The 21,329-nt window shown below is 61.6% G+C and carries 23 protein-coding genes; 8 read left to right on the forward strand and 15 right to left on the reverse strand.

Annotated elements, in window-relative coordinates:
• The first annotated feature begins 43 nt into the window (after positions 1-43).
• The 5 genes from J7302_RS18330 to J7302_RS18350 all read left to right on the forward strand — a co-directional run bounded on the left by J7302_RS18330 (position 44) and on the right by J7302_RS18350 (position 3,725).
• On the forward strand, positions 44-817 hold the full coding sequence (locus J7302_RS18330) for an ABC transporter ATP-binding protein (RefSeq protein WP_215377876.1): 774 nt from the start codon (positions 44-46) through the stop codon (positions 815-817).
• Positions 818-836: 19 nt separating this feature from the next.
• Positions 837-1,589, forward strand: a complete 753-nt coding sequence (locus J7302_RS18335; protein WP_215377878.1) for an ABC transporter substrate-binding protein — start codon at positions 837-839, stop codon at positions 1,587-1,589.
• A gap of 57 nt (positions 1,590-1,646) precedes the next feature.
• Positions 1,647-2,342, forward strand: coding sequence for an ABC transporter permease (locus tag J7302_RS18340; RefSeq protein ID WP_215377880.1), 696 nt, complete (start codon positions 1,647-1,649; stop codon positions 2,340-2,342).
• Complete coding sequence (locus J7302_RS18345; RefSeq protein ID WP_215377882.1) at positions 2,339-3,028, forward strand: ABC transporter permease; 690 nt, start codon at positions 2,339-2,341, stop codon at positions 3,026-3,028. Before J7302_RS18340 ends, J7302_RS18345 begins: the two co-directional genes overlap by 4 nt.
• 235 nt (positions 3,029-3,263) lie before the next feature.
• Entirely contained in the window at positions 3,264-3,725 is a 462-nt protein-coding gene (locus J7302_RS18350) for an Lrp/AsnC family transcriptional regulator (RefSeq protein WP_215377884.1), read from the forward strand.
• 174 nt (positions 3,726-3,899) lie between these two features.
• Here the strand turns inward: J7302_RS18350 and J7302_RS18355 are convergent, their stop codons facing one another.
• Entirely contained in the window at positions 3,900-4,997 is a 1,098-nt protein-coding gene (locus tag J7302_RS18355; protein WP_215377886.1) for a saccharopine dehydrogenase family protein, read from the reverse strand.
• Between the two features lie 336 nt (positions 4,998-5,333).
• Between J7302_RS18355 and J7302_RS18360 the strand changes: the two genes are divergently transcribed.
• On the forward strand, positions 5,334-6,086 hold the full coding sequence (locus tag J7302_RS18360) for a substrate-binding periplasmic protein (RefSeq protein WP_215377888.1): 753 nt from the start codon (positions 5,334-5,336) through the stop codon (positions 6,084-6,086).
• Between the two features lie 807 nt (positions 6,087-6,893).
• Here the strand turns inward: J7302_RS18360 and J7302_RS18365 are convergent.
• From J7302_RS18365 to J7302_RS18405, 9 genes are all read right to left on the reverse strand, one after another.
• Positions 6,894-7,526, reverse strand: a complete 633-nt coding sequence (locus J7302_RS18365) for a hypothetical protein (protein WP_215377890.1) — start codon at positions 7,524-7,526, stop codon at positions 6,894-6,896.
• A gap of 167 nt (positions 7,527-7,693) precedes the next feature.
• Entirely contained in the window at positions 7,694-8,158 is a 465-nt protein-coding gene (locus J7302_RS18370; RefSeq protein WP_215377892.1) for a hypothetical protein, read from the reverse strand.
• Between the two features lies 1 nt (position 8,159).
• Complete coding sequence (locus tag J7302_RS18375; protein WP_215377894.1) at positions 8,160-8,432, reverse strand: hypothetical protein; 273 nt, start codon at positions 8,430-8,432, stop codon at positions 8,160-8,162.
• 2 nt (positions 8,433-8,434) lie between these two features.
• Positions 8,435-8,650 (reverse strand): helix-turn-helix transcriptional regulator, encoded by a 216-nt coding sequence (locus J7302_RS18380; protein WP_215377897.1) that lies wholly within the window; start codon positions 8,648-8,650, stop codon positions 8,435-8,437.
• A 113-nt stretch (positions 8,651-8,763) separates the two neighbouring features.
• Complete coding sequence (locus J7302_RS18385; RefSeq protein WP_215377899.1) at positions 8,764-9,537, reverse strand: DUF6387 family protein; 774 nt, start codon at positions 9,535-9,537, stop codon at positions 8,764-8,766.
• Between the two features lie 67 nt (positions 9,538-9,604).
• Positions 9,605-10,864 (reverse strand): tyrosine-type recombinase/integrase, encoded by a 1,260-nt coding sequence (locus tag J7302_RS18390; RefSeq protein ID WP_215377901.1) that lies wholly within the window; start codon positions 10,862-10,864, stop codon positions 9,605-9,607.
• 193 nt (positions 10,865-11,057) lie between these two features.
• A complete protein-coding gene (gene ppa / locus J7302_RS18395) occupies positions 11,058-11,585 on the reverse strand; it encodes an inorganic diphosphatase (RefSeq protein WP_215377904.1) in 528 nt (175 codons plus the stop codon).
• A gap of 78 nt (positions 11,586-11,663) precedes the next feature.
• On the reverse strand, positions 11,664-12,482 hold the full coding sequence (locus J7302_RS18400) for a M90 family metallopeptidase (protein ID WP_215377906.1): 819 nt from the start codon (positions 12,480-12,482) through the stop codon (positions 11,664-11,666).
• A gap of 6 nt (positions 12,483-12,488) precedes the next feature.
• Positions 12,489-13,154 (reverse strand): DedA family protein, encoded by a 666-nt coding sequence (locus J7302_RS18405; RefSeq protein ID WP_215377908.1) that lies wholly within the window; start codon positions 13,152-13,154, stop codon positions 12,489-12,491.
• 152 nt (positions 13,155-13,306) lie between these two features.
• Here J7302_RS18405 and J7302_RS18410 point away from each other — a divergent pair, with 152 nt between their 5' ends.
• On the forward strand, positions 13,307-14,893 hold the full coding sequence (locus J7302_RS18410; protein ID WP_215377910.1) for a serine/threonine-protein kinase: 1,587 nt from the start codon (positions 13,307-13,309) through the stop codon (positions 14,891-14,893).
• A gap of 137 nt (positions 14,894-15,030) precedes the next feature.
• On the opposite strand, the gene J7302_RS18415 is transcribed toward J7302_RS18410, so the two are convergent.
• From J7302_RS18415 to eat, 4 genes are all read right to left on the reverse strand, one after another.
• Positions 15,031-15,486 carry a GNAT family N-acetyltransferase gene (locus tag J7302_RS18415; protein WP_215377912.1) on the reverse strand — a complete coding sequence of 152 codons (456 nt, stop codon included), beginning with the start codon at positions 15,484-15,486 and terminating at the stop codon, positions 15,031-15,033.
• Between the two features lie 380 nt (positions 15,487-15,866).
• Entirely contained in the window at positions 15,867-16,700 is an 834-nt protein-coding gene (eutC, locus tag J7302_RS18420; RefSeq protein WP_215377915.1) for an ethanolamine ammonia-lyase subunit EutC, read from the reverse strand.
• 17 nt (positions 16,701-16,717) lie between these two features.
• Positions 16,718-18,112: an ethanolamine ammonia-lyase subunit EutB gene (locus J7302_RS18425; protein ID WP_215377917.1), complete on the reverse strand. Its 1,395-nt coding sequence runs from the start codon at positions 18,110-18,112 to the stop codon at positions 16,718-16,720.
• Positions 18,113-18,168: 56 nt separating this feature from the next.
• On the reverse strand, positions 18,169-19,536 hold the full coding sequence (gene eat / locus J7302_RS18430; protein WP_215377920.1) for an ethanolamine permease: 1,368 nt from the start codon (positions 19,534-19,536) through the stop codon (positions 18,169-18,171).
• Positions 19,537-19,834: 298 nt separating this feature from the next.
• Between eat and qhpR the strand changes: the two genes are divergently transcribed.
• Positions 19,835-20,887, forward strand: a complete 1,053-nt coding sequence (gene qhpR, locus J7302_RS18435) for an AraC-like transcriptional regulator QhpR (RefSeq protein ID WP_215377922.1) — start codon at positions 19,835-19,837, stop codon at positions 20,885-20,887.
• Between the two features lie 316 nt (positions 20,888-21,203).
• Here qhpR and J7302_RS18440 read toward each other — a convergent pair.
• On the reverse strand, positions 21,204-21,329 hold a 126-nt coding region (locus tag J7302_RS18440), incomplete at its 5' end, for an aldehyde dehydrogenase family protein (protein WP_003137649.1).

Consider the following 21,329-nt stretch of genomic DNA (forward strand, 5'->3'; position numbering starts at 1 on the left):
CCTCGCATTATTCTTAACGCATAAAATAACAAGAGGTACTCATATGACTGGCTCAGCGCCCGCGCTGGAAATTCGCAACCTGCACAAGCGTTACGGCGATAACCAGGTGCTCAAGGGCATTTCCCTCACCGCCCGCGACGGCGATGTGATTTCCATCCTCGGTTCTTCCGGCTCCGGCAAGTCCACCTTCCTGCGTTGCATCAACTTGCTGGAAAACCCGCACCAGGGCCAGATCCTGGTCAACGGCGAAGAGCTTAGGCTCAAGCAGGGCAGCAGCGGCGAGCTGCAGGCCGCCGACAACAAGCAGATCAACCGCATGCGTAGCGAGATCGGCTTCGTCTTCCAGAACTTCAACCTCTGGCCACACATGACGGTGCTCGACAACATCATCGAAGCCCCGCGCCGCGTGCTCGGCCAGAGCAGGGCCGAGGCCACCGAAATCGCCGAAGCCTTGCTGGCCAAGGTCGGCATCGCCGACAAGCGCCACGTCTATCCGACCCAGCTGTCCGGCGGCCAGCAGCAGCGTGCGGCCATCGCCCGCACCCTGGCCATGCAGCCGAAGGTGATCCTGTTCGACGAACCTACCTCGGCGCTCGACCCGGAGATGGTCCAGGAGGTGCTTAACGTGATCCGCGCGCTGGCCGAAGAAGGCCGCACCATGCTGCTGGTCACCCACGAAATGAACTTCGCCCGGAACGTTTCCAGCGAAGTGGTGTTCCTTCACCAGGGGTTGGTAGAAGAGCAGGGACCGCCCGAGCAGGTTTTTGACAACCCGCAATCGGCTCGCTGCAAACAATTCATGTCCAGCAATCGCTAAAACACGGAACAAGAGTGCAATGAATAACTACAAGAAGATCCTGCTGGCTGCGGCCGCCACCCTCGCTCTCGGCACCAGCGCCGTAGCCGCCGACAAGCTGAAGATCGGCACCGAAGGTGCCTACCCGCCCTTCAACCTGATCGACGCCAGCGGCAAGCCGGGCGGCTTCGACGTCGACATCGCCCAGGCGCTGTGCGCCCAGATGAAGGTCGAGTGCGAAGTGGTCACCTCAGACTGGGACGGCATCATCCCGGCTCTCAATGCAAAGAAATTCGACGCCATAGTCGCCTCCATGTCGATCACCGACGAGCGCAAGCAGGCGGTGGACTTCACCACCCCTTACTACACCAACAAACTGCAATACATCGCCCCCAAAGCCACCGACTTCAAGACCGACAAGGCCAGCCTCAAAGGCAAGGTGATCGGCGCCCAGCGCGCCACCATCGCCGGCACCTGGCTGGAGGACAACATGAGCGATGTGGTCGACATCAAGTTCTACGACACCCAGGAAAACGCCTACCTCGACCTCGCTTCCGGCCGCCTCGACGGCGTGCTGGCTGACAAGTTCGTCAACTGGGAATGGCTGAAGAGCGACGCCGGCAAGGACTTCGAGTTCAAGGGCGACCCGGTCTTCGACAACGACAAGATCGGCGTGGCCGTACGCAAGGGTGACCCGCTGCGCGAGAAGCTGGACGCCGCGCTGCAAGCCATAGTCGCCGATGGCACCTATCAGAAGATCAACGCCAAGTACTTCCCCTTCAGCATTTACTGATCGACCCGACTGGCGTGGCTCCCATGGGGCGCGCCAGTCCCTGCGATGGTTTGAATTATGACTCTCGATCTCTATGGCTTCGGCCCGGCGTTGGCCGCTGGCGCTCTGATGACCATCAAGCTGGCGCTGTCGGCGTTGTTGCTGGGCCTGCTGCTCGGCCTGTTCGGTGCGTTGGCCAAGACGTCCCCGTACAAGCCGTTGCAATGGCTGGGTGGCAGCTATTCGACCCTGGTGCGCGGCGTGCCCGAACTGCTCTGGGTGCTACTGATCTATTTCGGCACGGTCAACCTGCTGCGCAGCCTGGGTGAGCTTATCGGCTATCCGGAGTTGGAGCTCAGCGCCTTCGCCGCCGGCAGCATTGCCCTAGGCCTGTGCTTCGGCGCCTACGCCACCGAGGTGTTTCGTGGCGCGATCCTGGCCATCCCTAAGGGACACCGTGAAGCCGGCATGGCGCTGGGCATTTCCAGGGGCCGCGTCCTCTGGCGGGTGATCCTGCCGCAGATGTGGCGCATCGCCCTGCCGGGTCTGGGCAACCTGTTTATGATCCTGATGAAGGACACCGCGCTGATCTCGGTGATTGGCCTGGAGGAAATCATGCGTCGCTCGCAAATCGCCGTGACCGCCAGTAAGGAACCCTTCACTTTCTATCTGGTGGCCGCGTTCATCTACCTGAGCCTGACCATCATCGCCATGAGCGGCCTGTTCGCTCTAGAGAAGCGCGCTGGTCGTGGTTTCGTGAGGGCAGCCGCATGAACTGGGAATTAATCATCAAGTGGCTACCGCGGATCGCCGAGGGCGCTTGGCTGACACTGGAGCTGGTCGGTATCGCGGTGATCGCCGGACTGCTCCTGGCCCTGCCGCTGGGTATCGCACGGTCGTCGCGGCAGTGGTGGTTGCGTGCTCTGCCCTACGGCTACATCTTCTTCTTCCGTGGCACGCCGCTGCTCGTCCAGCTGTTCCTGGTCTACTACGGCCTGGCGCAGTTCGAGGCCGTGCGCCAGGGACCGCTCTGGCCTTATCTGCGCGACCCCTACTGGTGCGCGATCATCACCCTGACCCTGCACACCGCGGCCTATATCGCCGAGATCCTGCGCGGCGCGATCCAGGCGATCCCTCCGGGCGAGATCGAGGCGGCCCGGGCACTGGGCATGTCACGAGCGACGGCGCTGCTGCACATCATCCTGCCACGGGCAGCGCGCATCGGCCTGCCGGCCTATAGCAACGAGGTGATTCTGATGCTCAAGGCCAGCGCTCTGGCCAGTACCATCACCCTACTGGAACTGACCGGCATGTCGCGCACCATCATCGCCCGCACCTACCAGCCGGTGGAGATCTTCTTCGTCGCCGGGGTGTTTTACCTGGTGGCTGCTTATGTTCTGGTGCAGGGCTTCCGGCTGCTGGAGCGGCGCCTGCGGGTGGATGCCTGTCAGGGGCGCTGATGCGGCTCACCTGCCCTCTCCATGAGGGGCAGGTGCTGGCCTTACGACCCCTCGCGCTTTGTGCGATTGGCCGGTACCGGCTGTGTCTCCTCCTATCTTTCGAGCCTCTCCAGCGTTTGCTGGTAGAGGCTTTTGTGCAATGCATCATCGCGGATGAATCCGTTCCTATAAGAACCGCCCGATTGTAGGAGCGGATTTATCCGCGGTTGGAATGAAGTCTTGAGGTCTGTCCTGAATGTCTGATTTGAACGCTTTGCGCCTGGACGGTATCGATAGCCAGTTGATCGCAGCGCTGCAACTCAACGCCCGGGAGAGCGTGGCCATGCTGGCGCGCAAGCTCGGTATCGCGCGGACCACGGTGATCTCACGGATCGCCCGCCTGGAGAAGAGCAAGGTCATCGCCGGCTACGGCCTGCGCCTTGGTCAGCGCGTGCTGGATGGGGGGCTACAAGCCTACGTGGGGATGACCCTGCAGCCGCGCTCCAGCAAGGAGGTGCTACGCCGCCTGACTGCCATGGCGGAGGTGCAGCAGTTGTGCACGGTGAGCGGTGAGTTCGACTTCGTTGCCTGGGTGCGGGCCGACTCGCCGGAGCGCCTGGACGAGCTGCTGGATGAAATCGGCGCGGTGGACGGGGTAGAGAAAACCACCTCTTCAATCATTCTGTCCTGCAAGCTGGACCGCGGGCAAAAATTGTAAGGGGGGCGATCGTTCCCCGATTCTGCGCGGGGGTGCATCTTTAGCCGCTCCGCGGCTGGGGCGTAGAGTGTCCCCGGCTGAATGCCCACGTTGGAACGTGGAAGCCAGCAAAAAACAGCAGGCAAAAAAATGCCAGCGGTCAAGCCGCTGGCGGGTGGGAACAGCCTGAGTAGCTTAGGCCGCTGCTTGGGTTTCTGCGGCGTGCTCTTCGTAGGCCAGGCCGAAGCGGTTGGCCAGGAAGTCTTCCAGAACGACCTGCTCCTGGCTGATAAAACCGGACTGCGGCAGGCGCTTCTCACGGAACAAATCCAGCGCGGCGCAGATGCCGGCAGCGGTGGTGATCTGGATGGCGCTGGTCAGGCGGCCATTCTGCTCGGCGGCGAAGATTTTACGGCTGAACACTTCCTGCACCAGTTTGCCGTCACGCATGCCGCTCACGGTGACGAACACCAACACCACGTCCTGCATGGTGCTTGGCACGGCGCCGCGCAGGATGTCCTTCAGCTTTTCCTGATGGTCGACCAGGCGCAGGTCTTCCAGCAGGAATTTCATCAGATTGCGGTGACCCGGATAGCGCACGGTCTTGTAGTCGAGGACTTCGACCTTGCCTTCCAGGGTCTCGCACAGCGTGCCCAAACCTCCGGAGGTGTTGAACGCCTCGTATTCGACGCCGTCCAGGGAAAAGTGCTCCAGACCTTCGAGCGGCTGCACCATTTGCAACTTGCCGTTGCGAATGGCCTCGCAAGGGTGGCAGTACTCGTTGACCAGACCGTCGACGCTCCAGGTCAGGTTGTACTTCAGGGCGTTGGTCGGAAATTCGGGCAGAGCGCCGACGCGCATCTTCACTTCGCGCACGCTGTCGAAATGGCGCGCCAGGGCGTTTGCGGCGATGCCGATGAAGCCCGGGGCTAGGCCGCATTGCGGCATGAAGGCGGTCTTAGAACCTTCGGCGAGCTCGCGGATGGTCTTTGTAGCGTGCACGTCTTCGGTCAGGTCGAAGTAGTGGGTGCCGGTGGCCTTAGCCGCTTTGGCGACGCCGATGGCCATGTGGTAGGGCAGGGCGTTGAGCACCGCATCCTGGCCATGCATGGCCGCTTCCAGGGCAGCCCCGTCAGTCGAATCGACCTCGCGGGTGGCGATGCCAAGGGCGGCGATGGCCTTTAGCGAATTCTTGTCACGGTCTGCAACCAGAACCTTATAGTCGCCGGTGTTGTGCAGTAGTTGAGCGATGGTGTAACCGATGTGACCAGCGCCGAGCAGGAGGACGTTCATTGTTGTTTTCTCCAAGGTTGCCTTTCAGACCCGGCCAGTCTAGAGAGCGCGTACTTTGACGGTAAGACGCAAAATGCATCATTAAGATGCTGCGACAAGTCATTAAGACGTTCTTTCGATGCATTTGGTCGAGCTGAGGCTTCCTGCGTGCTTTAGCGCGAGAGGGGATCCGCATCTGTCCGCATTGTTTACAGGGGCGATTCACTGCGCCGAGTCCTCAGCGCCACAATGACCGCCACTGCCTTTCCAGACTCGTGACCCAAAGCTCTGCATCCCTACAAGCGAGCAGGTTATGCTGCATGGGCTCTTTCCCTCTAATAACAATGAGAGCCTCACATGTTCAAACGCTTAGCTTTTTCGCTTGCCGGCGGCCTGCTGCTTTCCACCGCTGTCGCCGCAGAAGTAGCCTCCAACTACAGCGTTGTCCTGCTCACAGAAAATTACCCGCCGTATAACATGGCGATCAACGGCAAGAACTTTGCGCAAGACGATACGATCGATGGCATCGCTGCCGATATTGTCCGCGAGATGTTCAAGCGCGCCGAGGTGAACTACAGCCTCACCTTGCGTTTTCCCTGGGACAGGATCTACAAGCTGGCACTGGAGAAACCCGGCTACGGGGTGTTTTCCACTACCCGTCTGCCAGAGCGCGAGCAGTCGTTCAAATGGGTGGGCCCAATCAGCTCTGATGACTGGGTCATGTTGGCCAAGGGGGACAGTCAGATCAGCCTGAGCAATCTGGACGAAGCCAAGCAGTACAAGGTAGGTGCTTACAAGGGCGATGCCACCGCTGAGTTCCTGTCCCAGCAAGGTTTGACGCCAATCACCGCGCTGCGCGACCAGGAGAACGCCAAGAAACTGCAGAACGGCCAACTTGACCTCTGGGCCACTGGTGATCCAGCTGGCCGCTACCTGGCCAAGCAGGAAGGCATCACCGGCCTGAAGACGGTTCTGCGCTTCAAGCGCTCGGAACTCTATCTGGCGTTGAATAAAGAGGTGCCGGATGAAGTGGTGCAGAAACTGCAGCGTGCGCTGGATCAGATGCGCGCCGAGGGCTATGTGGACGAAACCATCGAAAATTATCGCTGAGTGTGGTTACTTGCCGATCCCCTCGGGTGAGCGTTGACGCGTACGTGCTGTCCCGGGCTGAATGTGTTCCCTGCCCATGCGGGGCTGAACCTACTACGAAACTTTCGTAGTAGGACTTCTCGCGCGAGCCTGCGCTTCAGGAATGAGTCGTGTAAGGATCTCCGAGGTCGAAGCTAGGTGGGCTATGTCCTGTTGCAGATCGTCTGTTATATTCGTGATGAGAAGGTCGAGGGTTCGATTCCTTTCGCCGGTACCAATGAAATCAAGGCTCGCAGCGATGTGGGCCTTTTTCATTCGTGAGATGGGATTGCGCCGGGGTTACACTTCCGGGAAATCTACAGCCATCTCGCTCAGCCGCTCGACGATCTGTTCGACGCGGTTCAGTGCCCCGGTCACAGCCCCATCTGCCAGACAATCCGCACAGGCTTCATTTCGGAGCGGAGTGCACAGCTGGCTTGGCCATCTTCTCCAGCTCCTGCTTCTCGAGGTCGGACGCCAGCCATATGTTTGGCCCTCCTGGCTATTAGCCGCCAGCCCAGACGCTTGTCCCGTCGCGGCCTTTCGGGACTCAAGAAACTCGGAATGGCCGCGATCCCTCGCGCGTGCGCGCGTATTGCTCCCATAGCTTGTTGGCGCTGACACGATTTTGACCCAGGCTGATAATTTTGACTGACCCATATAAAGCCTCTGAAATCCCGCGCAAGGTCATCGTTTGCTGAGTCTTCGGGTGGGTCAATGAATTCCGGCAGCCTGGGTCAAAATCGTGTCAGCGCCAACAGACTATTGGTCTGTTGTGGGCCACGGGTGCTAGTCGGCACCAGCGGTGTCCTGCGCGGCCGGCCACACCAGTTGCAACCTTGGCTGCAACTTAGGCCTGAGTAACTCGCCCGGCGCGAACAGGTTGGGCAATGCGCTTTCGGGCGCGGCGCGGATAAATTCCTGTATGGCGGCGAGGCTCGCTTGATAGAGCGGGCTACCTGCGCCCCATTTATCGCTACGGCGCTCTGCGCTGTTCTCCAGGTCATTGACTGCGATCAGCTCGGCCAGGGTGCGCAAGCCTTCCCGGCGCGCTCGCTCCCGATCCACGCTGTTGATGTTCAGCAGGTCGGCCAGCGCCTCGAACCCCAGCTGGTCGGCGATGCTCTCGCGATCCAGAACGATCAACCGGCCATACCCCAGCAGTACCAGGCGGATACTGTTCAGTTCAGTGGCGCGGTGCTCGCGGGCTTGCTGTTCCATCTTGTCGGCGGCCAACATGGTGAACGGCTCGAACTGGCGCAGCTTGCGGGCCTTGCGGTGCAGCTCCCGACGTTCGCCGTATATTTTGTCACGCTCCTCGCACATGCGACGTACGATTCGCCGGGCGATGGTCAGGTTGTCTCGGGGGGTGACGATCAGCTTGGAGCCGATATTTGCAAGGCTCCTGATCAGGTAGGGCATGGGTTAGTTCTCCAGAATGTTGGCATCCGGCCAGCAGCCGCGCCCGCGAATATCGGCTAGAGCTTCGGCGTGGGTGATTGGATAGCACAGGCGTATCAACCTCTAAGGTGATTGCGGGCTGCGCCCTGGTATATCTAAAAAGGAGTCCAGTTTCTGTACTGGGCGTTTCACGCTATCGGTACGTTTTCTGTACCCTGCCTGTTCAGTTTCTGTACCGAGTGTTTTGCCCGCTCCAGGCTGAACTTGCGGGGGGCTGTTGCAGTGGCTGGCACTTCGATTTTCCCATCGCATTCGTCAATTGGTTGCCAGGTAATGGCGTACAGTGCGCAGCAGCCACCAGGTTTCATGAATCGGCCTTCACGAGTACGCACGATAAGGTTGCACCGTTGAAGCTCCATCAGGGCATTGGCGAGAGTGGACTTACTCCCAATACCCCATAGATTGGCGTTGGCAAACGTCGCGCTCAGATCACCGTTGTTACTGCCCCGATACTGACGCAGCAAGCACATCAGCACGGCCAATGCGCTGCCGGAAAGTCTGCGGAAATCCTCGCTGTCCATTACCGCATGGGGCAGCCGTGCAAAGGGCCCGGATTCCAGGCGCCCTTTGGCTCTGGCCCGGTTGCGAGCCACCTTATACCTCCAGCCGCGCCAGCACGTTGGATGCCAGCTCCATCTCGGTAGGCGGCATGCTGTAACGGATCACCGTACAAGGCTTACCCCAGCGATTTGGCACCTTTTCGGTCTGACGACTGATTATCAGACCGTGCGTATTTGCCAGGGTAGCGATGGTGCTGTTGAGACAATGATCGCCCAAGGTTTCCGCCACAAAACGGTTGAGGCTGGCTCCAGTGAGGAGGTGGGCCAAGATGCGGGCGAATTTGCTGGGAGAAGTAGGGCCACTCATGTTCAGCACTTCTCACCCAGTTGGACCGCTACCCAGGCATCTACTTCGGCGCTACTCCAGCCCACGGCGCGGGTGCCGATTTTGTGGGCCTTGGGGAAATCGCCGCGCTTCATCAGCTCGTAGATCCAGGCGCGACCGAAGCCGGTGGCGTCCATAACTTGCCGCAAACGATAGATACGGCGTTCAGCACGGTTGAAGCGATTGGACGGGGCAGACATAGCCAAACCTCCTTTGCGCTCGGTGGCGCGTCGTAGAATTGGCTACGGATTAAATACACCAGTGCAAGGACGGGCCATACCGAGATTTGGCCTCTGAGTTTTTCCGGAAAAACTCAAGTCGCGGGTTCTTCCTGATGCGCCTCGATGGCTGCGAGCGCTTCAAGTTCGGCAAGCTTCTGCGGCAGATTGAGGCGCAGAGGACGAACGTTTCTTTGGAAGCTCTCTCCTCCTTTGCTTGAGCCTCCTTGGCAATAGCCTACCGCCTCGGACATAAGCTGATACGGTATTTGGTTTCCCGTCAGTTTCGTCCAGATAAATAAATCAAGGTACGGCAGTAGGCCGTAACGAGCCCAGCTGTGATAGGCCGGTCGCTCTCGTTTGCTGGCAGTGCGTTGCTGTGATCGAACATCTTTCAGCCATGCCGAAAAGGCGTCCTTCAAAACGGAGTCCGTGGCCCGTAAGTTCACAAAGAGTGAACGGGACTCGTCGTTACTATTCTCAATAGGCGTCCTCATCGACGAGTCTGGAATCCAGTCTCCGGCAGCTATCTTGTTCGCCGTCTGGGCCCATTGCTCAGCCTCCTTGGGAAAGGCTGGTCCCAACATCAGAGACATGCCGCCTTTAAAAGCAATATCAGCGAAGCTCAACGGCCTTACTGGGCTTTCCAAGGCTTCCCAGTCCAAGCGGAAGCAATCGGTTGGGTCGTTTCGGACTCGCTCTGCCAGATCGCTCGCGCCATAGATATCTCCAATGGATATCAACTCAATAATTAATTGTCGGGTCTTGAGGCAAGTCAGCCAGTCTATAGCCATAAATGACTCGCAGGATTGGTATTCTCGTAAGTTGAACCAGCCCGGCAGGTCTTCCACTCGACCAATTTTTGCCATCACACGCCCCCTAGGCGCTCCATCGAATAGGTCAGTTGGACGGCATGGAGTTCCGCTTCTTGCTCCATCACGCCAGTCCAGTCGGTGCCCCTTTAGGCCGCTTGAAGTCGCCTTGAATGACATTGGCCGCAGGCGGCGTGGTGATGAACTGTGCCCATTCAGCCATCAGTGCCCGGCGCTTCTCCAAGAAGTCGGAGCGGGAGTAGGCCGCCTCGGTTTGGTCCCGTTCGTCATGGGCGAGCGCCAGTTCGCAGACTTCGCGTGGGTAGTGGGTCCGTTCGTTCGCCCAGTCCCGGAAGCTCGACCGGAAGCCGTGACGGGTGACGTCGTCATGTCCCAGGCTGTGTAGCAGGTTGCGGATGGCGTTCGCGTGGATGGCTCCGGTTTTGCCTTGGCCGGGGAATAGAAACGGGCTGCCCTCGATGCGCAGCAGTTGCTTGAGCATTTCCACAACTGGCTGTGCCAGAGGTATCTCGAAAGCCTTGCGGGCCTTCATGCGCTCATCTGGCAGTGACCAGACGCCGGCTTCCAGGTCGAATTCATCCCAGGTAGCCAAGCGGATCATTTGCGCCCGGGCTCCGGTGAAGATCATCAGGCGGGTGGCCACGGCAGCGCGAGAGTCGTGGCCAGCGAGGATGGTCATCAGCGCGGGTACGTCTTGCCACTTCATGGCGGCGAAGTGTTCGCGCTTGCGGGCCTTTTTCTTCTCCGCGCGGCTTAGCAGGTTGTCCAGATGCCCACGCCAGCGGGCGGGGTTGTCTCCCTTGCGCAGCTTGCGAGCCTTGGCAGCATCTAGTACCTGCTCGATTTGTCCGCGCACTTCGTCAGCAGTGCGGGTCTTGCTGCTCCAGATGGGTTGCAGGACGTGCAAGATGTGCTCGGTTTCAATATCACTGACCGGGAGCTTGCCGATGGCCGGGAAGGCGTACAGCTCCAACTTGCGCAGCCAGCCCTTGCGCCACTTCTCCGACCAAGTGGAGCTGTGCGTGGTGTGGTAGTCGATTGCAAGGGACTGGAAGGTCACACGCTGTGCCTCCTTGGCTTGCTGCGCCTCCCGTTCCGCCTCGCGTTGGGCATCCCTGGCCGCCATGGGGTCGATACCGTTCGCCAATTGCTTACGGTGGCCGGCCGCGACTAGACGCGCTTCCTTCAAGCTCACTTCGGGATAGCTGCCCAACCCCATGTCTCGGCGCCGGCCCGCAATCTGATAGCGCAACAGCCAGGACTTGCTCCTGGATGCCTTCACGACAAGACGCAAACCCTCGCCGTCCTCATAGGTGCCCGGCTCGTTCAGGTTTTCGACTTGCTTCGGGTTCAGCTTGCCCATGCTCCACTCCCTGATTCTGTCCCCACACTTGTCCCCACATTTTTAGGCTGGATGGGGGTAGTTCTGGCTAGCGCTGAGTAGACAGATATTAGGCTGAAAGCCGTGAAGCGCCTAGGGTGTGGAAGAAGTCGGTAGAAAATGCTGGGCAATAAAAAAGCCGGCTTGTGGCCGGCTTTTAGGGGGTGGCTTTGGCTTATTTTTGGTAGGCCGCAACCGCCTTCAGAATCTCAGCGCGGGCTTCATCAGCGTTGCCCCAGCGCTCTACTTTCACCCACTTGCCTTTCTCGAGGTCTTTGTAGTTCTCGAAGAAGTGCTTGATCTGCTCCAGGAGCAGGGCCGGCAGGTCGGTGTATTCCTTGATGTCTACGTACAGCTGGCTCAGCTTGTCGTGCGGCACGGCGAGCAGCTTGGCGTCGCCGCCAGCTTCGTCGGTCATGTGCAGGACGCCAACCGGGCGGGCGCGGATCACGGAGCCGGGTGCCACCGGGTAGGGGGTCACGACCAGCACGTCCAGCGGGTCGCCGTCGTCAGCCAGGGTGTTGGGGATGTAGCCGTAGTTGGCCGGATAGAACATCGGGGTGGCCATGAAACGGTCGACGAACAGGCAGTCCGTGTCCTTGTCGATTTCGTATTTGATCGGCGCATGGTTGGCCGGAATCTCGATCGCGGCGTAGATGTCGTTAGGCAGGTCTTTGCCAGCCGGGATCTTGCTGAAGCTCATGGTCGACTCCCAGGGGATGGGCCAAAAAAGTGGGCGCGATTATAGGCATATTCCCCAGCCGTTGCCACGCGCTTCTGCTCATCCATTAGTCGCGTCCTTGTAGGCAGGATGACTTTTCTGCAGCTCCTTGAGCCGTGTCAGCGGGTCCTGTCGGTAGAACGACATGAGCTGGCGGTACACGGCAGGGTAGGCCTCATGAAGTACGTCAGGGGCGCTGAAGAAGTATTCGCTGGTGACGGCGAAGAACTCGGCTGGGTCTTCGGCGGCGTAGGGATCGATGGGGAGTTCCGCGTCGGGGTTGCGGTCCAGCTGGGCGTTCATATCGTCGTACGCGCTCTGCATCGTCAGGGCCCAGTCGGACAGGCGCATGTCGCGGTGCAGGGGCGGTAGCCCATTGGGGTCGCCATTGAGCATGTCGAGCTTGTGTGCCAGCTCGTGGATCACCAGGTTGTAGCCTGCCCAGCCCCCGCTGGCCTGGACGCCCGGCCAGGCGAGGATGACAGGGCCGCGCTGCCAGGATTCGCCGCTGCGCTCGTCGTCCCATTCGTGGACCACTCCGCTGGGATCACGATGGCGTTGTGGACTGACGAAGTCATCGGGGTAAAGGATCAGTTCGTGGAAGCCCTGGTACCAGTCCAGCTCCGGCAAGTGCAGCAGCGGTAGCTGGGCCTGGGCGGCGAGCAACAGGCGATCTTCCCGGCTCAGTTCGACTCCAGGCAGGGCGGTAAGGTGCTTCTCATGCAGGAACAGCACGCTGCGCTCGCGCAGGCGCTGGTCATCGATGGCATCCAGCCCGTCGAGAATCGGTAAGCGCTGGCGCACCGCCGTCCAGGTCTTCGGCTCGACGGGGTTGCGCGCCAGGGTGCGCTGGCGTCGCCAGTTACGGAAGGACCACATATGGTCTCAGCTGGTGTGCTCGGCGTTCTTGGCGGCTGCTCTCGGGCGCAGGTGCTGGCGGATGAACCCGATGACCATGGGCAGCAGCGAGAGACCGATGATGCCGATCACCATGAGCGACAGGTTCTGCTTGATGAAGGGCACGTTGCCGAAGAAGAAGCCAAGGGTCACCAGGCCTCCGACCCAGAGGATCGTGCCCAGCACGCTGAAACCGAGGAAACGTGGGTAGGGCATCCGGCCGACGCCGGCAACGAAAGGCGCGAAGGTCCGGACGATGGGCAGGAAACGCGCCATGGTCACGGTCTTGCCGCCGTGACGTTCGTAGAACTCGTGGGTGCGCAGCAGGTAGTCGCGGCGGAAAATCTTCGAGTCGGGATTGCTGAACAGCCGTTCGCCGGCCGTCCGACCGATCACATAGTTGAGGCTGTCTCCGCTGATGGCCGCAACCATAAGCAGGCCACCCAGCAGCCATGGGTCCATGGCACCGCCGGCGGCCACGGCGCCAGCGATGAACAGCAGGGAGTCGCCAGGCAGGAAGGGCGTAACCACCAGACCCGTCTCGCAGAAGATGACCAGGAAGAGAATGGCGTAGATCCAGGTTCCGTAGTCGCTGACCAGCATGTTCAGGTAAACGTCAAGGTGGAGGATCAGGTCGAGCAAGTTGAAGTCCATGAGGCGCCTTGTGGTTTGCGGAGGCGGGGATAGGCCGGAGATGACGCATTATAGGGGTAAGTCGCCTTCCTGGAGCGTGTCGTTGGCCAGACGGCTATCGGCATGAAGGCTGCAACTGTATCCATTGTTTTCATGATGGAGGAGAGTTGCGCATGCCGTTGCAGCTCCTTGAGCACCCCGCTGTGAGCCTGGCCCAGGGGCATGGGCTGGACCTGCCCAACCAGGCGGCGCGTGCGCGCGCGACCTGGGTGGCGGGGCGACAGGGGCGCCCGCCCTTGCTCCTGGTGGCACTGCTATGGGGACGCCGGTGCATCAATGTGGTGCAGGTGCTCAATCTGTACCTGGATGCACTGTTCGCCGATTACAGCTGTACGCCCGATGGCTGGAGCGAGGCTCAGGCGGCTCGGCAGGTGCTGGCGGCGCTCAATCTGCAACTCTTTCGCCGGCGTCGTGCCGGCGAGCCCGTGCCTGAGCTGAGTGCCGGTCTTCTGTTGGTGCAGGATGGTGAAGCGCATTTCCTCCAGGCTGGTGCGATTGGCCTGGTACGTATCCAGGGCGACGATGTGCACTGTCTGGTGGGGCGCGAGAATCCCCTGGGCGTTCAGGCTGAGTTGGCCGTGGTCCAGCACAGCCTGCCGCTGGTCAGTAACCAGCCGTTGTTGCTGGCACCGCAACCCTTGCTGGAAGTGGCCGACCTGCGAGCATTCAAGGCCAGCTGCGACGATCTCCAGCCGGGGCGATTGGGAGCTGTGCTGGAGCCACTGCTTGGTGCCCCGGGGGCCGCGGCCATCGTGCTGCCAGGCGAGCCGGATAATTTGCCGCCGCCCAGCCCCTGTAGCCGTTGGCCCCGCCTCGAGAACGTCATCGTAGGGGCAAGGGTGGATGGTTGGACGGTTCAAGCGCCCTGCGGCTACGGCTCGCCGGGTCGGATGTTCCTGGCCCGGGATGAAGAGGGCAGGGATGCGCTCTTCTGGGCGGCGGATACGGATGCCGACGAGGCCTTCTGGCAGCGGGAGTGGGTGTTAAGGCGCAGTCCGGTGCCGAGCCTGCCGCAGGTTCTGTCGCCGCGACAGCCCAGGCACCACGCCTTCCTGCTGTTCCAGTTCCCGTCGGAACGAATGCGCAGCATGACGGAGCGGCTAGCGGCAGATGGCCCTTGGAATGCGAAGGGTGCAATGGCGCTGCTGGTTCAGTTGATCGAGGCCGTGCGCTCCTTGCAGCGTCGTGGCATGCAGGGGCTCTGGCTCGATCCACGGCAGATCCTGGTGGCGGATGACGGCCGTGTGCTGCTGCTGCCGGAATTTGCGGCGATCCTGCCGGGGGTGTCACGTCAGGTGACGCCGCAAGATGCCGTACCGCTGGCTCCCGAACTGCGTCATGGTCGTGCATTGGATGGCAGCGCCGATCAGTTCGCCCTGGCATCGCTGACCTACTGGATGCTCTGTGGGCGCTGGCCGGAGGTTGCCTGCCCGGAAGGCGGCCAGGTCAGCCGTTACGTGCCGCTGGTTGGCTATGTGCCCGACCTGCCGGCAGGCTGGGACGGTGTATTGGCCAGGGCACTGGCGCCGCAGCCAAGGGCCCGCTTCGAGGCGCTTTCGGAGTTCCAGCAGGCCCTGGAACGGCCGCTGGCGCAGGTGGCCAGGGAACCGGTGACGAGGCAATGGACCACGACGTTGCATCTGGCGTTGATCATGCTGATCGGGCTGCTGGTGTCGTTTGGACTGTGGCTGGGGTGGTGATGAGGTGGGGCCTTCGCTGTAGCAGCCAGCTTGCTGGCGAAGGCGGGGTGAGGTTCGCGAGCAAGCTCGCATCTACGGGGACAGTGGGTTTCTGGTGTAGCCCCCTCACCGGTTTATGAGAGAGGGGGCTCGCCTGTTCACTCGCCGTTGATGGGCAGGATGTAGTTCTTGAACTCGGTGTCTTCGTGGAAACCGATGGACTCGTACATCCTGTGCGCCACGGTGTTGCTGACCTTGCTCGATACGCGCATGCGCACGGCGTTGGTCTCGCGGGCCATTTTCTTCGCCGTCTGCAGCAGGCGGTCGGCGACCAGTTGGCGGCGGGCATCTTCGGCGACATAGATATCGTTGAGGATCCACACGCGCTTCAGCGCCAGCGAGGAAAAGCTCGGATAGAGCTGGCAGAAACCCAACAGACGGTCATCCTCATCGGCGAGGGCCAGGTAGATTACCGACTCTTTACGGCTCAGGCGCTTTTCCAGGAACTTGCGCGAGGACTCGGGGAAGGGCAGCTCGCCGTAGAACTCGCGGTATTTCACGAATAACGGGGTCAGAAGGTCCAGGTGCTCAAGGGTGGCTTGGACGATGCGCATGGCGGGCCTCGGCGTTGGATAGTGGGCTGGTTTGGTAATGCAGGTGCTATGCCAGCAAACGGCTCTGATCCTGCACCAGAAAATGTGGAATGCGCAATCCAAACAAGCGTTTGAGTGGTGGCGCGGTGGACTCTCTGTGGGTGCGAATTCATTGGCGCTGTCGGCGTTAGCGGTTGCTAGCCATCAACGGTCGGGCTGAGAGCCCTGTAGGAGCGAGGGGGCGCCGAGTTCTTGCTCGCGAAATGAGCCCGTTCGCCAGCAAGCTGGCTCCTACAAGGGAGCCAGCCAGTGACAACACTTAACTGGGACAGAGCCAATGAATTCGCACCCACATGAAAGCAACGTCACAGTTCCATCCGGGCTGAAACTCGAACACAGGCTCAGTGCTTGTCGCTCGCCAGCAGGAAGTTTCCGGCCAGGGCCAGGTCGGGTTCGCCCGCGAGGCTCGGCACTTCGGCCTCGTCTTTCAGGCTCACCCCGGATAGCTGCCGACGGCAGGCCTCGCGCATCAGGAAGAGCAGGCGGTGGGCCGCCATGCCGTAGCTGAGGCCTTCCAGGCGCACATTGGAGATGCAGTTGCGGTAGGCGTCGGTCAGGCCCACGCGCGGCGCGTAGGTAAAGTACAGGCCCAGACTGTCCGGCGAGCTCAGCCCGGGGCGTTCGCCGATGAGGATCACCACCATCTTCGCGTCGAGCAATTCGGCCACTTCATCCGCCACGGCTACCCGCCCCTGCTGCACCAGGACCACCGGTGACAGGCTCCAGCCTTCGGCGAGCGCTTGCTCTTCCATGCGCTCAAGGAGCGGCAGGCTATGGCGCTGTACCGCGAGGGCAGACAGACCGTCGGCGATCACCACGGCGAGGTCATGGCCGCCGGGGAAAGCAGCGGCGTGCTGGCGCAGGCGTTCGACCGACGCGGCATCGAGGCGGCGGCCCAGGTCAGGGCGTTGCAGGTAGGTGTCGCGGTCGGGCGCGGCGCTGTGCAGCAGCAGGGTGGCCCGGCCTCGCTCGGCCAGCTGCTCTGTGATGCCAGCATGGTCGAAGGGCAGGTGCACGGCATCCCGCGCCTGGGCGTGGGCGTATTGGAAATTCAGTTGCGCCGTGGTCGGCAGGCTGGTGCCGGCGCGGCCAAGGGCGATGCGTGCCGGGGTCAGGCGGCGCAGTTCCTCCCAGGGGTTGGCGGTGGTGCCTGAAGTGAGTTTCGGGTCTTTCATACTGCTCTCCTTCTGGCTTACCCCAACTGTGCCAGCGCGTGGCGGAAGGCCGGTGGCAGCTGATCGCCGAGAATCACTCGGCCATCGCTCTGCACCAGGATGCCCATGCGCTCCAGCCAGGCCTCGAACTCCGGTGCTGGCTTCAGGCCCAGGCTCTGGCGGGCGTAAAGGGCGTCATGGAAAGAGGTGGTCTGGTAATTGAGCATCACGTCGTCGGAACCGGGGATGCCCATGATGAAGTTGATGCCGGCGACCCCGAGCAGGGTGAGCAGCATGTCCATGTCGTCCTGGTCGGCTTCGGCGTGGTTGGTATAGCAGATGTCGCAGCCCATCGGTACGCCGAGCAATTTGGCGCAGAAGTGGTCTTCCAGGCCGGCGCGGATGATCTGCTTGCCGTTGTAGAGGTATTCCGGGCCGATGAAACCGACCACGGTGTTCACCAGGAACGGGTTGAAGTGCCGGGCCACGGCATAGGCGCGGGCTTCGCAGGTCTGCTGGTCGACACCATGGTGGGCATTGGCCGAGAGGGCGCTGCCTTGGCCGGTCTCGAAATACATCAGGTTGTTGCCGAGGGTGCCGCGCTTCTGCGAGAGGCCTGCTTCGTAGCCTTCCTTGAGGATGTTCAGGCTGATGCCGAAGCTGGCGTTGGCGGCCTCGGTGCCCGCAATGGACTGGAACACCAGATCCAGCGGTACGCCGCGGTTGATGGCTTCGATGGACGTGGTGACGTGGGTCAGTACGCAGGCTTGGGTGGGGATCTCATAGCGCTGGATGATGGCATCGAGCATCTCCAGCATGGTGCAAATCGAGGCGATGTTATCGGTGGCCGGGTTGATGCCAAGCATGGCGTCGCCATTGCCGTAGAGCAGGCCGTCGAGGATGCTCGCGGCGATGCCGGCCGGATCGTCGGTTGGGTGGTTCGGCTGCAGGCGGGTGGAAAGGCGCCCGCGCAGGCCCATGGTGTTGCGGAAGCGGGTGACGACGCGGATCTTCTGCGCCACCAACACCAAGTCCTGCACGCGCATGATCTTCGACACGGCGGCGGCCATCTCCGGCGTCAGGCCAGGAGCCAGGGCACGCAGGCTGGATTCGTCGGCGTGCTCACTGAGCAGCCAGTCACGCAGGCCGCCGACGGTCAGGTGGCTGACCGGGGCGAAGGCCGTACGGTCGTGGCTGTCGATGATCAGCCGGGTTACTTCATCGTTTTCGTAAGGGATCAACGCTTCGTCGAGGAAGTGCTTGAGGGGGATGTCAGCCAGGGCCATTTGTGCGGCGACCCGCTCACCATCGCTGGCGGCAGCGACACCGGCCAGATAGTCGCCGGAGCGGGCGGGGCTCGCCTTGGCCATGACTTCCTTGAGGCTGTCGAAGCGCCAGGATTCGCCGCCAACGATATGGGAAAAACTGCTCACAGGAAGCTCTCCTCGGTGAGGCGCCCCGCCACGGGAAGGCGGGGCGTGGGCGGGCGTCAGGCGCGGCTCAGCAGGGCATCGGCCGGCGCGTTGGCGCGGTGGTGGGCGGTGAACTGGAAGTAGATATAACCGGCAACCATGAAGCCAAGGAAGACAAAACCGATCAAGGTGTTGAACCACGCCATCGCCAACAGGCAGACCACTGCCAGGACCAGCGCAACGGCCGGTACCACTGGGTAGCCCGGCGCACGGAAGGTGCGCTCCAGGTCCGGCTCGGTGCGACGCAGTTTGAACAGGCTCAGCATGCTGATGATGTACATGACGATGGCGCCGAATACCGACATGGTGATCATGGCGGCCGTCAGGCTCATACCCTGCAGGTTCACCAGACCATCGCTGTAGATCGCCGCGATGCCGATCACGCCGCCGGCGATGATCGCGCGGTGCGGGGTCTGGAAACGCGACAGCTTGGCCAGGCCGCGCGGCAGGTAGCCGGCCCGGGCGAGGGCGAAGAACTGGCGCGAGTAGCCGAGGATGATGCCGTGGAAGCTGGCCACCAGGCCGAACAGGCCGATCCACACCAGCATGTGCATCCAGGTGGAATCGTTGCCGACCACGGCCTTCATCGCCTGCGGCAGCGGGTCGTTGATGTTCGAGAGTTCGCGCCAGTCGCCGACGCCGCCGGCCATGATCATCACGCCGATGGCGAGGAACACCAGGGTCAGGATGCCGGCGATATAGGCACGCGGGATGGTGCGTTTCGGGTCCTTGGCTTCTTCGGCGGCCATGGCTGCGCCCTCGATGGCGAGGAAGAACCAGATGGCGAAGGGAATGGCGGCGAAGATGCCGGAAAGTGCGGTGCTGCTGAACTCATTGCTGCCGGCCCAACCGTTGACCACGAAGTTGCTGAAGCTGAAGCCTGGCGCCACGACGCCCATGAACACCAGCAATTCCGCCACCGCCAGCACGGTCACCACCAGCTCGAAGGCGGCGGCGATGCTGACGCCGAGGATGTTCAGGGTCATGAAGATGATGTAGGCCCCGACCGCCGCGTGCTTGGGGTCTAGCTCGGGATACTGCACGTTGAGGTAGGCGCCGATGGCCATGGCGATGGCCGGCGGGGCGAAGACGAACTCGATCAGGGTGGCGATACCGGCGATCAGGCCACCTTTCTCACCGAAGGCGCGGCGACTGTAAGCGAAGGGGCCGCCGGCATGGGGGATGGCGGTGGTCAGTTCGGTGAAGCTGAAAATGAAGCAGGTGTACATGGTCGCCACCAACAGCGCCGTGACGAGGAATCCCAGGGTGCCGGCGGTACCCCAGCCGTAGCTCCAGCCGAAGTACTCGCCGGAGATCACCAGGCCTACGGCGATGCCCCAGAGATGCAAGGTGCCCAGTGTTGGTTTTAGTTGTGATGTGCTCATTGCGACTCCTCTGCCCGGAGGCGTGGACGGATAACCTGTGGTCGATCTTATCGGCCACCCACCCCACAGGACTTGACCGTCGGATATGCATCAACACACCTGCGGTCAAGTTGTATCGAACTGTTACCCATTGCCCCACGTGCCCGATTGCCCCGATGCGGGGCAAGGCTTCCAGCAATGCCCAGCAATGGCTCGCGGCCTGTTGCAGGGCGACTTGCAGGGGCGTGATCCAGAGCGTTTAGGGGCGAGGCATGAGTCTTGCTTGAATGTTCATTCAAAAAAAATCCGGTAGCCCGCAATGAGCCAGCTCCTGTTCCCGAGTGCCAGCCTCAATGCTCCGATGGTGAGTAATGTTGGCGTGCTGTCCGCTGCTGCCAGTGGCCTGGATAGCTTCATCACCGGCCAGGGCGGCGACCTCGACCGTGTCTTCGGCCGTGCCGGTATCGACCCCGAGCAATTGCGCCACCCTGCACTCAGCCTGGCCCTGACCAACTATTGCCAGGTGCTTGAGGAAGCGGCGCGGCAATCGGGCTGCGACAACTTCGGTCTGCGCTATGGCCAGCAGTTCCAGCCGCAGGCGCTGGGGCTTTTGGGCTATGTCGGGCTGTGTTCAGAAACCGTGGAAGATGCCCTGAAGAATTTCGCCGCGGCCTTTCCCTATCATCAGCACAGCACCCTGATCCGCCTGGTGGATTGCGGCGAGTGCTATCGCTTCGACTATCAGGTGCGCCACGGTGCGATCCTCGATCGCCGCCAGGACGCCGAGCTGACCATGGGCATGGCGCTCAACCTGCTCCGTCATGCACTTGGTCGCGACTGGACGCCGCGCGCTGTGGCCTTCGAACACGCCCGCCCGGAGGGCTGGCAGGAACACTCCAGGGTGTTTGGTGCACCAGTGCAGTTCGAACGCGCCTGCAATTCGCTGCTGGTACCTAAGGGGGATCTGCATGGGCAACTCATGCCCGAGCGCGATCCAACGTTGTTATTCCTGGTCCAGGACGTGATCCGCCGCCTCGGTGAGCAGGGCGCCCGGCCTAGCCTGGTGGAAGATGCCGGCACGCAGATCCGCCTGGCCCTGGCCGAAGGCGAACCGTCACTGGAATTGATCGCCGAACGTCTCGAACTGACGGCGGCAGGATTGCAGCGGCGCCTGCGCGAGGCGGGCTTGAGCTTCAGCCAACTGGTCGAACAGACCCGACGTGAGTTGGCGGTGCATTACCTGCGTCAGCGGCAACGGCCGATTTCTGAACTGGCGCCGTTGCTCGGTTATTCCGAAACCAGCGCTTTCTCCCGGGCTTTCCGCCGCTGGTTCGGCGTCAGCCCCCGCCAATGGCGCGGCGACGAGCGCTGATGCCAGGGGGCGAGACCACTCTGTAGGAGCGAGCTTGCTCGCGAAGCGCAACCTCGTATTCGCCAGCAAGCTGGCTCCTGCAAGACAACCACCCACCCCGCAGGCCACAAGCCGCACCACCCCTGCCGCGGTTTCCAGCCAGGTATCAAAAGCAGCCCAGCGAGTGGGTATGGAGGAGCGAGGGGAGCGCCGAGTTCTTGCGCGCGAAGATCACCGCACCATTCGCCAGCAAGCTGGCTCCTACAGGGTTTTTACCCGGGCGCAGAGTCCAATGAAAAACGCGGCCGAAGCCGCGTTTTTCATCACCCACCGGGTATCAGAAGAAGCCCAGCGGATTGATGTCGTAGCTGACCAGCAGGTTCTTGGTCTGCTGATAGTGGTCGAGCATCATCTTGTGGGTTTCACGGCCGACGCCGGATTTCTTGTAACCCCCGAAGGCGGC

Source organism: Metapseudomonas boanensis (assembly GCF_018704125.1).
GTDB lineage: Bacteria > Pseudomonadota > Gammaproteobacteria > Pseudomonadales > Pseudomonadaceae > Metapseudomonas > Metapseudomonas boanensis.

What these genes read in the sequence shown, in the direction of transcription:
- J7302_RS18330 (WP_215377876.1), top strand. Translation starts at nt 44, where the DNA reads ATGACTGGCTCAGCGCCCGCGCTGGAAATTCGCAACCTGCACAAGCGT.
- J7302_RS18335 (WP_215377878.1), top strand. Translation starts at nt 837, where the DNA reads ATGAATAACTACAAGAAGATCCTGCTGGCTGCGGCCGCCACCCTCGCT.
- J7302_RS18340 (WP_215377880.1), top strand. Translation starts at nt 1,647, where the DNA reads ATGACTCTCGATCTCTATGGCTTCGGCCCGGCGTTGGCCGCTGGCGCT.
- J7302_RS18345 (WP_215377882.1), top strand. Translation starts at nt 2,339, where the DNA reads ATGAACTGGGAATTAATCATCAAGTGGCTACCGCGGATCGCCGAGGGC.
- J7302_RS18350 (WP_215377884.1), top strand. Translation starts at nt 3,264, where the DNA reads ATGTCTGATTTGAACGCTTTGCGCCTGGACGGTATCGATAGCCAGTTG.
- J7302_RS18355 (WP_215377886.1), bottom strand. Translation starts at nt 4,997, where the DNA reads ATGAACGTCCTCCTGCTCGGCGCTGGTCACATCGGTTACACCATCGCT.
- J7302_RS18360 (WP_215377888.1), top strand. Translation starts at nt 5,334, where the DNA reads ATGTTCAAACGCTTAGCTTTTTCGCTTGCCGGCGGCCTGCTGCTTTCC.
- J7302_RS18365 (WP_215377890.1), bottom strand. Translation starts at nt 7,526, where the DNA reads ATGCCCTACCTGATCAGGAGCCTTGCAAATATCGGCTCCAAGCTGATC.
- J7302_RS18375 (WP_215377894.1), bottom strand. Translation starts at nt 8,432, where the DNA reads ATGAGTGGCCCTACTTCTCCCAGCAAATTCGCCCGCATCTTGGCCCAC.
- J7302_RS18380 (WP_215377897.1), bottom strand. Translation starts at nt 8,650, where the DNA reads ATGTCTGCCCCGTCCAATCGCTTCAACCGTGCTGAACGCCGTATCTAT.
- J7302_RS18385 (WP_215377899.1), bottom strand. Translation starts at nt 9,537, where the DNA reads ATGGCAAAAATTGGTCGAGTGGAAGACCTGCCGGGCTGGTTCAACTTA.
- J7302_RS18390 (WP_215377901.1), bottom strand. Translation starts at nt 10,864, where the DNA reads ATGGGCAAGCTGAACCCGAAGCAAGTCGAAAACCTGAACGAGCCGGGC.
- ppa (WP_215377904.1), bottom strand. Translation starts at nt 11,585, where the DNA reads ATGAGCTTCAGCAAGATCCCGGCTGGCAAAGACCTGCCTAACGACATC.
- J7302_RS18400 (WP_215377906.1), bottom strand. Translation starts at nt 12,482, where the DNA reads ATGTGGTCCTTCCGTAACTGGCGACGCCAGCGCACCCTGGCGCGCAAC.
- J7302_RS18405 (WP_215377908.1), bottom strand. Translation starts at nt 13,154, where the DNA reads ATGGACTTCAACTTGCTCGACCTGATCCTCCACCTTGACGTTTACCTG.
- J7302_RS18410 (WP_215377910.1), top strand. Translation starts at nt 13,307, where the DNA reads ATGCCGTTGCAGCTCCTTGAGCACCCCGCTGTGAGCCTGGCCCAGGGG.
- J7302_RS18415 (WP_215377912.1), bottom strand. Translation starts at nt 15,486, where the DNA reads ATGCGCATCGTCCAAGCCACCCTTGAGCACCTGGACCTTCTGACCCCG.
- eutC (WP_215377915.1), bottom strand. Translation starts at nt 16,700, where the DNA reads ATGAAAGACCCGAAACTCACTTCAGGCACCACCGCCAACCCCTGGGAG.
- eat (WP_215377920.1), bottom strand. Translation starts at nt 19,536, where the DNA reads ATGAGCACATCACAACTAAAACCAACACTGGGCACCTTGCATCTCTGG.
- qhpR (WP_215377922.1), top strand. Translation starts at nt 19,835, where the DNA reads ATGAGCCAGCTCCTGTTCCCGAGTGCCAGCCTCAATGCTCCGATGGTG.